This is a genomic window from Clostridia bacterium, assembly GCA_019683875.1.
Classification (GTDB): Bacteria; Bacillota; Sulfobacillia; order RBS10-35; family Bu92; genus Bu92.
This window is the reverse complement of sequence record JADGHN010000063.1, coordinates 1-10,747: the sequence shown is the minus strand read 5'-3', so window position 1 is coordinate 10,747 and position 10,747 is coordinate 1. Positions and strand designations below refer to the sequence as shown.

The following is a 10,747-nucleotide window of genomic DNA, read 5'->3' as shown; positions in this document are numbered from 1 at the left end:
GGATTCCGCCGCCTGCCGCTGGACGCCCAAGCCTATTACGAGCTCCTGGCCACGTATCCCGTCGAGCAGCAGAGCCATCTCGTCTTCCAGACCTTTCTCCGCAAGTACGGTTGGGAGGGCCTGTCAAAGCTTTTGACCGTGCAGGAGGAAGAATACGTCGACACGGAGACGGCGTTCCCGAAGGTCTTCGGCGTGTCCGAGGACGCCTTCCTCCGGCAGGCCGAGGAGGCGCTCCGGGAACAGTTACATCTGCGATAGCGGCAGGGGACTCCATTCTTTGGGCGAGGACATCACGATGGTGGTCCGCGTGCGTTGCACGCCGGGCAGCGTCTTGAGCACTTCCATGATGAATGTCTCAAGGTGGGTCGTGTCCGGGACCGTGACTTTCAGCAAGTAGGAGTCGTCCCCGGTGACGTGATGGCACTCCAGCACCTCAGGACGTCCGGCGATGGCCGCGAGGAATCCCGGGTAGTACTCCGGGGCGCTGATCGTCACGGCCACGAAGGCCATCAGGCCGAAACCCCAGCGAGCGGGATTGAGGTGCGCGTGATACCCCTGGATCCAGCCCATGCGTTCGAGCTTGCGCACGCGCTCCGCCACGGCCGGACCGGTCAGGCCGACGGCCCGGCCCAGCTCGCTCCAGGAGGCGCGAGCGTCGCGCTGCAGGTGATCCGCGAGGTACCGATCGATGTCGTCCATATTCAGCCCCTCGACGTGTGTATGCTAGCATGGAACAGGTACATCGGAGCGCACGGGAGGAGGGCGAGTCATGATCTTCGTCATCACCGAGCCCTGCATCGGGGTCAAGGACGCCAGCTGCGTGGAGGTTTGCCCGGTCAACTGCATCTACGAAGGGGAAGACCAGTACTACATCAACCCTGACGAGTGCATCGGCTGCAGCCTCTGCACCACGGCCTGCCCGGTGGAAGCGATTTACGACGAGGACGAAGTGCCGGAGAAGTGGCGCCACTACATTGAGAAGAACCGGGCCTTCTTCCAGAAGTAGGTCCGCCCTCCCCGGAAGCAAGCCTTGGGAACGCGAAAGCCCTCGGTGGGCGGCGCCGCCCGCCGAGGGCTCCTTCGTTCGTCATCCGTCACCGCGTGGCCGGCACCTTTTTCTCGACGAGCTTGTACAGGGCCGAGGCGATCGCCTTGTGCTCGCTCTCGTTGCTGACGTCCCACATTTCTTTCAGCAGGCGCTGTTCGGGGCTTTTCGGGTCGTAGTTCTTCGCCAGCCAGTCGCCCACCCTGGTCGCCTGGTTCGCGATCTCACTCGCCGACATCCCCGTCGCCTTCGCCACTTCAACCTTCTGCTTGAGTTCCGTGAGAAAGTTCTCAAAAGAATCGGTCAGCGTCACGCGACGCACCTCCCCCAGATCGGTCTGCGGTTAGCATGACGCGCCCGGGACCGTTTCATGCGTCGCGCGCGCGGCGACGGACCGCACGAACGAGGCGACGTCGCGACAAAACCGGTCCATGTGTTCGACCGGCAGGCAGTGGCCGCAGTCCTCGTACTCGACGTAACGCGCGCGAGGCATGAGGCGTGCGGCCTGCCGGCCGTGACGCGCCGGGATCAAGCGGTCCTCGCGGCCCCAGAGGATCAGCGTGGGAACGTCCACGCGTGAGAGGTCCCGCGTGACCGCGGCGCGCCGCTGTCCGAACAGGGCGACGCCCAGCTTTCGCAGCAGCACATGCTGCGTTTCGACGAACCACGCTTGGCGCATCATGTGGATGTGCGTCTCCAGGAACGCGCGCGGCAGCGGCCGGCGCGCCAGCGCGGCGGGCACGCGCACGTACTCGCCGCCGGGCGGCAGGGGCGGCGGCGAGGCCAGAAGCCGCCGGCCCAGGACCGGCACGCCGAGCAGGCGGATGCCCCAGGAGACCTCCCGGCCGAGCGCCGCAGACGCCACGAGCACGAGACTTTCGACGCGGTCGGGCAGGCGCAGCGCGGCGTGCAGGGCGACGCCGCCGCCCAGGGACCACCCGAGGAGATGCGTCCGCCGGACGCCCGCCGCGTCCAACACGGCGGCGACGTACGCCGCGGCGTCCTCCGGCCGGTGAAGCACGTCCCGGGTCGGGGGAGGCGGCGTCTCGCCGAGTCCGGGCAGGTCGAACGCGAGGCAGCGCAGGCCTTCCTGGGCAAGGCACTTCATGGGCTCCACCCACGCGCGCGCGCCGCTGCCGAGCCCGTGGATCAGCGTCAGCACCGGGCCGTCCGCCGGCCCCTCCTCCAGGAGCAACACGGAGGTGTCCCAGACGGGCACTCGACGCTCGATCACTCCGGATCACCCACAAGGATCACCCCATCAGGAAGCGTGAGGTCCGTTCATTCGCTGCCGTCCGTGACGACGACGCGCCAGTTCCCCGGTCGCACCTTCGCGGCCGCCTCCCTCGGCACGGAGACGGTGGCCGGGTCGCCGTCGCTGACGAAGCGCCGCTCGGGGTGCCGGTCGAGCTCGGCGAGCCACGTGTACGGGAACGTGGCCTCGAGCTTGCGCGCCGGGTCCACGACCTGCACGCGCGGCACGCGGTACGGGTCGAACGTCTGCAGGTACGGCGAGGGCGCCGGGTTGGCGCCGACGAGCAGAAAGGCCAGGTTGCGGTAGCGCGTGCCGTCGGCCTCGCCGCTCTTGAGCAGGTCGGGCCGCTTCGGGTAGCCGCCGAACGGCAGGGCCAGCGTGAGCAGCTCGTACCCCGGCACCGCCCGCGCGACGGCGGCCTGGTCCAGCGCCAGCTGCTTCTGCGTCTCCTCCGGCGAGAGGACGTTGAGGTTCTCGTGCGTGTACGTGTGGTTGCCGATCTCGAACCCGAGGGCGGCCAGCAGGCGGAGCTTGATCTCCCCCTGCGCCCGGGGACCGAACGGGCCGGTTCCTGCATTGACGTAGAAGCTGGCGCGCAGCGGCCAGTCCGGGTGCTTTTCGTGGAAGGCGACGAGGATGCCGACGGCGCAGTCGGGATCCAGGCGCTCGACGGCCTCGCGCAGGGTCGCCGGCGGCGCATCCGAGCCGTCGGCCGCCGGCAGGAAGCGGAGCTGGCCTTCGGTGGAGTCGTCGAACGTGAGCACGACCGGCGTGTAGCCGCGCGGCACGTCGATCGTCCCGCGGGCGACGTCCACCATGTTCACCGGCCGGTAGCCCCGTTCGTAGAGGGCCTCAAGATCCTGCCGGAAGCCGTCGGGCGTGCGCGTCCAGCGCCAATCGCGGCTGTCCTTGCTGATGGCGTGGTACATCAGCACCATGATCTGGCCGGCCTCGTTCGGCTGAAGGGGGCCGGGCCGCACCTGGGCGGGCGACGGCGTGAGGCCGAGCGCGCGCAGCGCGTCGGCGTCCGGGGCTGCGCCGTTCTCCTGCGGGCCGGTCTCGCTGGCGGCCGCGGATCCGGGCGCCGACCCGGGCGCCGCCCCCGGCGCGGAGCCGGGTTCGGACCCGCCGCCGGCGGTAGTACCGGGGGAGGGGCCCCCGGCACCGGCCTCGCTGCCGGGCGCGCCCGGCGGCGCGGACGCGGTCCGCCCTGGCGAGGCGGCGAACCACGGCGTGCAGGCCGTGGCGGCGCAGAAGGCGGCGCCAAGGACAAGCGCGATGGCCGATCGGACGAGGGCGGGACGACGCGGTGCGCGCTTCATGCGTTCAGGGCCTCCGAGGCACGAGTGGTCGTCTTGTTGGACGTCTGGCGCTGGGCAAAGTTCGCGGCTGCGAAGGATCGTCCTGCGGCGCGTGGCGAATGACTTCATCCGCCGGCCGGGGCTGCGCCCGGCCGCGTTGGAGAAGGAGGCCCTCATGACGGAATCCATGCTCGGGCGGCGCAGCGCGCCGATCGAACACACCCTGACCGCCGCGGAGATCCGCGCCTACGCGGACGCCGTCGGGGACCCGAACCCCCTGTACCGCGACCCGGACGCGGCGCGCCGCGCCGGTTATCGCGACGTCGTCGCCCCGCCGACGGCCGCCGCCATCTTCATGCTGAAGCCGGTGATGGCGCTGGCGACGGATCCGGAACTGTCGCTGGACGTGGCCCGCCTCGTGCACGGCGACCAGGCGTACGAGTTCGCGCGGCCGCTCGTCGCGGGAGAGCGTCTTGCGGTGACGGGCGAGATCGTCGAGGCCTACGCGCGCGCGGGCCACCTGTTCGTCGTCGTCGCCACGGAAGCGCGGGACGCTGCGGGCGAGGTCGTCGTGCGAGGGCGATCCACGCTCGTCATTCGAGGGGGAGGTTCGCAATGACCGCCATGAACGCTCGACCGCGGTTCGCGGACTTTCCGGTCGGCGCGTCGATCCCGCCGCTGTCCCGCACCGTGACACGCGAGCAGATCGCCGCGTACGCGGAGGCGTCCGGCGACCGGAACCCGATCCACCTCGACGATGCGTTCGCGCGCAGCGTGGGCCTCGACGGCATCATCGCGCACGGGTTGCTCAGCATGGCCTTTCTCGGCACGATGCTCACGGAGTGGCTCGGCGATCCCGCCGCGCTGAAGTCCCTGTACGTCCGCTTCTCCGGGGTGGTCCGACCGGGCGACACCGTCACGTGCTCGGGACAGGTGACGGAGGCGGAAGAGGTGACCGGAGCGGGCGGGGAGCGCGTCGGCCGGCTGCGCCTGTCGCTCTCGGGTGTGAACCAGCGCGGGGAGCGCGTCCTGAGCCGCGGGCAGGCGGTGGTGGAGCTGCCGCTGTAGGCGCCGGGACGCCGAAAGAGGAATCCCGCGGATCCACACATCCTTGGGATTCCTCTTTGGCGAACGCGGCCGGGCCGCTCAACCGGGCGGGGCACATCCCGCCGGATCCGTGGGGCCCGCCACCCGGGGTGGGACCCCGCGGGACTGCGCACCGCCGATTGTGCTAGAGACATATGGCGGGCGCCCCGGATATAGAACTGCGGGCGGAGGTTTTTTCGTGGGCTGTCGATGGCGTTTTCGCCAAAGCGTGCAGGGCGGGGGATCCCTGGCGGGAGCCCTCGTCCAGGACTTTTCTCGCGTTGCGGGGCTGTACCCCGCCCACCCCTTCGCCGCCGAGGCCTACGCGCGCCGCGCGCGCTGGCTGGACGATGGCTGGCCGGAAGCGCACGGCGGCGCCGCGGCCGCGCGCGAGCACAGGGCGGCGCTCGCGCGGGCGCTGGCCGCGTACCAGGAGCGCGCCGGCAACTCGGCGGCGGCGCGGGAGCGCGCGTCGCGGCTGCGCGAGCCGGACGCGGTCGTCGTCGTGACCGGGCAGCAGGCCGGGCTGTTCACGGGGCCGGCGTACACGGCCTACAAGGCCGCGACCGTCGTGAGGCTGGCGGAACGCCTGGAGCGCGAGCTGGGCCGGCCCGTCGTGCCGGTGTTCTGGATCGCCAGCGAGGACCACGACTACGACGAGGCGGCCGCGGTGTCCGGCTTCGACGCGGCCGGTCGCCGCCTGCCGTACCGGCTTCCGCCGGCGCCGGCGCTGCGCTCGGTGGGCACGCTGCCGGTGCCGCCGGCCGCCCGCCGCATGGCGGCGGAGCTCGTCGACGGCGTCGCGCCCGAGGGCTCTCCAGGGCGCGAGTGGGTCGCGGCCGCGGTGGTGTCGTCGCTGGAGCGGTCGCGCACGCTCGGCGAGTGGTTCGCGCGCCAGATGGCGGCGCTCTTCGAGCATGCCGGCCTGGTCCTGCTCGATCCGATGTCGCCGGAGATCCGGCGGCTGGCGTCCGCGCCGCTGGCGGCTCTCATGGCGCGCCCGGAAGCGGTCTCGGAGGCGCTCGCGGAGGGCGAGCGGCGGGTGCGCGCGGCCGGGTTCGCGCCGCAGATGCCGATCGACGAGCGCAGCCTCCACCTCTTTCGCTACGTTCAGGGGCGGCGCCTCGCGCTGGTGCGGGACGGCGACCGCGCGGCGACGCGTCACGGCGAGTGGTCGATCGACCTCGCGCGCCTGCCGGAAGCCATCGCCGCAGAGCCCGAGATGTTCAGCCCGGCGGCGCCGCTGCGGCCGCTGGTGCAGGACTGGCTGCTGCCCACGGTGGCGCAGGTGGGCGGGCCCGGCGAGCTCGCCTACCTGCCGGAAGTGCTTCCTGTGTATGGCGTCGCCGGCTGGCAGCCGCCGGTGTGGACGCCCCGGCTGTCAGCGACGGTCGTCTGGCCGGAGTGGGCGGAACAGGCGGCCCAGTGGGGCGTCGAGGTCGAGACGTTCTTCGATGACGCCGCGTGGCGCGCGCGACTGCAGGCGCGCCTGGCGGAGGTGGACGGCCTGGCCGTCGACGCGCTGTTCGCGGAGGTGCGCGAGGAGATCGAACGCGCGTACGCCCGCGCAATCCGCGCGCTGCGCGAGCGCGTGAGCCCGCACCTGGAGCCGATCGGCCGCGCCAACCTGGACCACGTGCGCCGCCAGCTGGCCTATTTCGAAGGCAAGGCGCGCCAGCACCAGCGGCGCGCGCACCGCGACGAGTGGCGGCGCTGGCAGCGGCTGCGCGACGCGCTCGCGCCGCTCGGGCGTCCACAGGAGCGGGACTACTGCGTGTTCGCGCTCTTCGGGCGGTTCGGCCGCGACGCGTGGCGGGAATTCGTGGAAACGGCGCCTCTGCCGCCGGCGTCCAGCGTGGCGATCGCGGAGACGGTGTAGCGCGGGCCGCGCCGGCCCTGCCGGTTCGAGCTCGTCATCGCGATCGTGTATTGCGACGCGCCAAGCCTCGCTGTTATAATGACGGTTGCCACGTGGCGGCGTAGCTCAGCTGGTCAGAGCATGCGGTTCATACCCGCAGTGTCGGTGGTTCGAATCCACCCGCCGCTACCAAAGATTTCTCGATTTCGCGCCCCGGCCGTGCCGGGGCGTGGCGTTTCCGGCTCGCCCTAAAACTCCATGAACTCCAGGCGGTTGCCGAACGGATCGTCGACGTAGAACCGCCGCACGCCGGGCAGGGCGTCGTCGTCCTGGACCAGGCGGCCTTCCGCCTGCAGCCGCTGGCGCAGCGCGTCGAGCCCGCGCACGCGAAACGCGGGGTGCGCCTTGCGCGCCGGGATGAAATCGGGTTGCACGCCGATGTGCAACTGCTGCGACCCGCAGCGGAACCAGACGCCGCCGCGCGCCTTGAGCGACGCCGGCTTCTCGATCTCCTCCATGCCGAGAAGGCGCCCGTAGAACGCGCGCGCGGCGTCCTCGCACTGCGGCGGCGCGGCGATCTGCACGTGGTCGAGGCCGTCGATGCGGAACGCGGCCGCGTCCATCTCGCCGCGAGATGACGCCTTGTCTTCCATGATCGTCGCCCCCCGGCCGAGCGTACGCGCGCGGTCGCAATGGCGCAAGCCATTGCGGCGGGAGCCTGCATTTGCCGTTGACGACGCGCGTCTCGTTGTGGAAAATGGCTCTGGGCTCGTAGCTCAATTGGCAGAGCAACCGGCTCTTAACCGGTAGGTTCAGGGTTCGACTCCCTGCGAGCCCATTGCCCAAGCGCCCCGTTCCGGGGCGCTTTTTTCGTGCGCGGTTCGCGCCGCCGGCCCGGATCCGCCTCTTCGCCGCGTTCGCACCGGCGCGCGCCGGCGGCCGTCACGGGCGCCCGTCCGCGGCCCCTACAGGAAGAGCATCGTGAAGGGTATAGTGAAAGGGGATCGATTTTCCAAAGATTCGAGGCAAAGGATTGGGGATCATGGCCAACACCTCCCTGGACGAGCTGATCCGCGAGATCGAGACCCGCGAGTGGCTGGAGTCGCTGGACTTCGTCATCCAGAACGAAGGCCCCGAGCGCGTCCGAGAACTCCTCGCCGCGCTGCGCGCGCGGGCGCAGCAGGCCGGCATCGACACTCCCGTCCCGCTGACCACGCCGTACCTCAACACGATTCCGGTCGACCAGCAGCCGGCGTACCCGGGTGACCTGGAGGTCGAGCGGCGCATCGAGAACATCGTGCGCTGGAACGCGGCGGCGATGGTCGTCCGCGCGAACCGGCGCGAGGACGGCATCGGCGGCCATCTCTCCACGTATGCGTCCGCCGCCACGCTGTACGAGGTCGGTTTCAACCACTTCTTCCGCGGGCCCGACCATCCCAGCGGCGGGGACAAGGTCTTCTTCCAGGGCCACGCGTCGCCCGGCATTTACGCGCGCGCCTTCTTGGAAGGCCGCATCACGGAGACGCAATTGGAGAACTTCCGCCGCGAGCTCGCCGAGGGCGGCGGCCTCTCCTCCTACCCGCACCCGTGGCTGATGCCCGGCTTTTGGCAGTTCCCCACGGTGTCGATGGGCCTGGGGCCGCTCATGGCGATCTACCAGGCGCGCTTCGACCGCTACCTTGAGCGTCGCGGCTTCAAGCCCCGAACGGACGCGAAGGTGTGGGCGTTCCTCGGCGACGGGGAAATGGACGAGCCCGAAGCCACCGGCGCGCTGCGCCTGGCGGCAAGGGAGCAGCTCGACAACCTGATCTTCGTCGTCAACTGCAACCTGCAGCGGCTGGACGGGCCGGTGCGCGGGAACAGCAAGGTCGTCCAGGAGCTTGAGGCGCTCTTCCGCGGCGCCGGCTGGCACGTCATCAAGGTGCTCTGGTCCAGCGACTGGGATCCCCTCTTTGAGCGCGATCGCGAAGGGCGGCTCGTCCGGCGGCTGGACGCCGTCCTCGACGGCGAGTTGCAGAAGTACGCCGTCGAAAGCGGCGCGTACATGCGCGAGCGCCTGTTCAACACGCCGGAGCTGCAGGAACTCGTCGCCCATCTCTCCGACGTCCAGCTCAAGCAGATGCGGCGCGGCGGCCACGACCCGGTCAAGGTCTACGCCGCGTACAAGGCGGCGGTGGAACACACCGGATCGCCGGTCGCCATCCTCACCCAGACGGTGAAGGGCTTCCTCTTGGGGGAGAAGGACGAGGCGCGCAACGTCGCCCACGATCGCAAGAAGATGGACGACGACGAGCTTCTCGCGTTCCGCGACCGCCTCGGCCTGCCGCTGACCGACGACCAGGTGCGCGCCGTCGCCTTCTATCGTCCCGCGGACGACAGCCGTGAGGTCACCTACGCGCGGGAGCGCCGCCGGGAACTGGGCGGCAGCCTGCCGCAGCGGCGCGAGTCCATCGAGCTTCTCCCGCCGCCGGACGACGCGGCGTTCGAGGAGTTCAAGGAAGGCAGCGACCGCAAGGTCAGCACCACGATGGCGGCGGTGCGCCTCCTCACGAACCTCCTGCGCGACAAGAACATCGGCGCGCGGATCGTGCCCATCGTCCCCGACGAGGCGCGCACGTTCGGCATGGAGAGCCTCTTCCGGCAGATCGGCATCTACTCGCCGGTCGGCCAGCTGTACGACCCCGTCGACTCGAACACGCTCCTCCCGTACAAGGAGACCGAGAACGGCCAGATGCTGGAGGAGGGCATCACGGAGGACGGCGCGATGGCGTCGTTCATCGCGGCGGGCACGTCGGGCTACACCAACGGCGTCACGGTGGTGCCGTTCTTCTGGTTCTACTCGATGTTCGGGCTCCAGCGCTTCGGCGACCTCGCGTGGGCCGCGGCCGAGCTGCGGACGAAGGGCTTCCTCGTCGGCGGGCTGGCCGGCCGCACGCAGTTGGCCGGCGAAGGCCTGCAGCACCAGGACGGGCACAGCCACCTTCTGGCCTATCCGATCCCGAACCTGAAGGCGTACGACCCCGCGTTCGCGTTTGAGATCGCGGCCATCGTCAAGGACGGGCTGCGGCGCATGTTCGTCGAGGGCGAGGACGTCTTCTACTACTTCACCGTGGGGAACGAGAACTACGTCCAGCAGCCGATGCCCAAGGGCAAGAACGTCGAAGAGGGCATCGTCCGGGGCATGTACCTCTTCCGGAAGTCCGGCCTCAAGAAGCCGGCGCACCGCGCGCAGCTCCTCGGCAGCGGCTCGATCATGAACGAGGTCCTCAAGGCGCAGGAGATGCTTGAGAAGTACGGCGTGGCCGCGGACGTCTGGAGCGTCACGAGCTACAAGGAGCTGTACCGCGACGCCATCGAGACGGAGCGCTGGAACCTCCTGCATCCCGAGGCGAAGCCGAAGGTGCCGTACGTGCGGCAGTTGCTTGAGGACACGGAGGGGCCGATCGTGGCCGCCTCGGACTACGTGAAGGCGCTCCCGGACTCCATCGGCCGGTGGCTGCCGCGGCCGCTCGTGGCGCTGGGCACGGACGGGTTCGGCCGAAGCGAGTCGCGCGCGGCGCTGCGGGCGTTCTTCGAGGTGGACGCGCGCTGGATCACGCACGCGGTGCTGAGCAGCCTCGCCCGCGAGGGGCGGCTGGACGCGGGGGCGGTGCGCAAGGCGATGGACGAGCTCGGCATCGACCCCGAAAAGGCCGATCCGATCAAGAGTTGAGCGCTTCGAGAATCGGGCGCTGCGCAGGCAAATGACGGCGCAGGGGAGTGGACGCTAGGCACATGGCGACGCAATTGAAGCTGCCCAGCCTCGCGGAGGGCGGCAAGACCGGAACGGTGGTCAAGCTCCTCGTCTCGGTCGGCGACCGCGTCGAGGTCGATCAGGGCATCGTCGAGGTGGAGACGGAGAAGGCGGTCGTCGAGGTTCCGGCCACGGTGAGCGGCGTGGTACGGGAGATCCACGTGCGCGAGGGGGACGAGGTGCGGGAGGGCACCCCGCTGATCACCGTCGACGAGGCGGCGGGCCAGGGCGCGGCCGCGAACGATGGAGCGGCGGCGAATGCGGCGGCGGGCGCTCAGGGCGCGGCGGCTCCGGCGTCAGCCGGCGCCACGGGCAACGGCACGGCGGCCGCAGGCGCCGTGCCGGGCGGCGCCGCTGCACCCGCGGGTGCGGTCGCGGCAGCGAGTGCAGCCGCGGCAGCGCCCTCGGC

Annotated in this window: 12 protein-coding genes and 2 tRNA genes; 9 read left to right on the top strand and 5 right to left on the bottom strand. The window is 70.6% G+C overall.

Annotation, left to right across the window (positions count from 1 at the left end):
• On the top strand, positions 1 to 258 hold a 258-nt coding region (locus IRZ18_06365; protein MBX5476729.1), incomplete at its 5' end, for a hypothetical protein.
• Here IRZ18_06365 and IRZ18_06360 read toward each other — a convergent pair.
• Positions 244 to 699: an Lrp/AsnC family transcriptional regulator gene (locus tag IRZ18_06360; protein ID MBX5476728.1), complete on the bottom strand. Its 456-nt coding sequence runs from the start codon at positions 697 to 699 to the stop codon at positions 244 to 246. The two genes, IRZ18_06365 and IRZ18_06360, sit on opposite strands and share 15 nt — an antisense overlap.
• A gap of 70 nt (positions 700 to 769) precedes the next feature.
• Between IRZ18_06360 and IRZ18_06355 the strand changes: the two genes are divergently transcribed.
• Positions 770 to 1,006, top strand: coding sequence for a 4Fe-4S binding protein (locus tag IRZ18_06355; protein MBX5476727.1), 237 nt, complete (start codon positions 770 to 772; stop codon positions 1,004 to 1,006).
• An 88-nt stretch (positions 1,007 to 1,094) separates the two neighbouring features.
• Here the strand turns inward: IRZ18_06355 and IRZ18_06350 are convergent, their stop codons facing one another.
• Genes IRZ18_06350 through IRZ18_06340 form a run of 3 tightly spaced genes read right to left on the bottom strand, consistent with a single transcriptional unit; the run spans position 1,095 to position 3,622 of the window.
• Positions 1,095 to 1,358: a DUF3243 family protein gene (locus IRZ18_06350; GenBank protein MBX5476726.1), complete on the bottom strand. Its 264-nt coding sequence runs from the start codon at positions 1,356 to 1,358 to the stop codon at positions 1,095 to 1,097.
• Positions 1,359 to 1,388: 30 nt separating this feature from the next.
• A complete protein-coding gene (locus IRZ18_06345) occupies positions 1,389 to 2,279 on the bottom strand; it encodes an alpha/beta hydrolase (protein MBX5476725.1) in 891 nt (296 codons plus the stop codon).
• Between the two features lie 47 nt (positions 2,280 to 2,326).
• Positions 2,327 to 3,622 carry a polysaccharide deacetylase family protein gene (locus tag IRZ18_06340; protein MBX5476724.1) on the bottom strand — a complete coding sequence of 432 codons (1,296 nt, stop codon included), beginning with the start codon at positions 3,620 to 3,622 and terminating at the stop codon, positions 2,327 to 2,329.
• Positions 3,623 to 3,713: 91 nt separating this feature from the next.
• Here IRZ18_06340 and IRZ18_06335 point away from each other — a divergent pair, with 91 nt between their 5' ends.
• The 4 genes from IRZ18_06335 (at position 3,714) to IRZ18_06320 (ending at position 6,737) form a co-directional block, all read left to right on the top strand.
• The gene (locus IRZ18_06335) at positions 3,714 to 4,220 is read left to right on the top strand and encodes a MaoC family dehydratase N-terminal domain-containing protein (protein MBX5476723.1); all 507 of its coding nucleotides are present in this window, start codon (positions 3,714 to 3,716) and stop codon (positions 4,218 to 4,220) included.
• 5 nt (positions 4,221 to 4,225) lie between these two features.
• The gene (locus tag IRZ18_06330) at positions 4,226 to 4,669 is read left to right on the top strand and encodes a MaoC family dehydratase N-terminal domain-containing protein (protein ID MBX5476722.1); all 444 of its coding nucleotides are present in this window, start codon (positions 4,226 to 4,228) and stop codon (positions 4,667 to 4,669) included.
• 217 nt (positions 4,670 to 4,886) lie between these two features.
• A complete protein-coding gene (gene bshC / locus IRZ18_06325) occupies positions 4,887 to 6,566 on the top strand; it encodes a bacillithiol biosynthesis cysteine-adding enzyme BshC (GenBank protein MBX5476721.1) in 1,680 nt (559 codons plus the stop codon).
• A 94-nt stretch (positions 6,567 to 6,660) separates the two neighbouring features.
• Positions 6,661 to 6,737, top strand: a tRNA-Met gene (locus IRZ18_06320).
• A 56-nt stretch (positions 6,738 to 6,793) separates the two neighbouring features.
• Here IRZ18_06320 and IRZ18_06315 read toward each other — a convergent pair.
• The gene (locus IRZ18_06315; protein MBX5476720.1) at positions 6,794 to 7,168 is read right to left on the bottom strand and encodes a VOC family protein; all 375 of its coding nucleotides are present in this window, start codon (positions 7,166 to 7,168) and stop codon (positions 6,794 to 6,796) included.
• A 142-nt stretch (positions 7,169 to 7,310) separates the two neighbouring features.
• Between IRZ18_06315 and IRZ18_06310 the strand changes: the two genes are divergently transcribed.
• The 3 genes from IRZ18_06310 to IRZ18_06300 form a co-directional block, all read left to right on the top strand.
• Positions 7,311 to 7,383 (top strand) — tRNA-Lys (locus IRZ18_06310).
• Positions 7,384 to 7,587: 204 nt separating this feature from the next.
• On the top strand, positions 7,588 to 10,257 hold the full coding sequence (aceE, locus tag IRZ18_06305; protein ID MBX5476719.1) for a pyruvate dehydrogenase (acetyl-transferring), homodimeric type: 2,670 nt from the start codon (positions 7,588 to 7,590) through the stop codon (positions 10,255 to 10,257).
• Between the two features lie 62 nt (positions 10,258 to 10,319).
• Positions 10,320 to 10,747: biotin/lipoyl-binding protein (locus tag IRZ18_06300; protein MBX5476718.1), on the top strand; the 428-nt coding region annotated here is incomplete at its 3' end.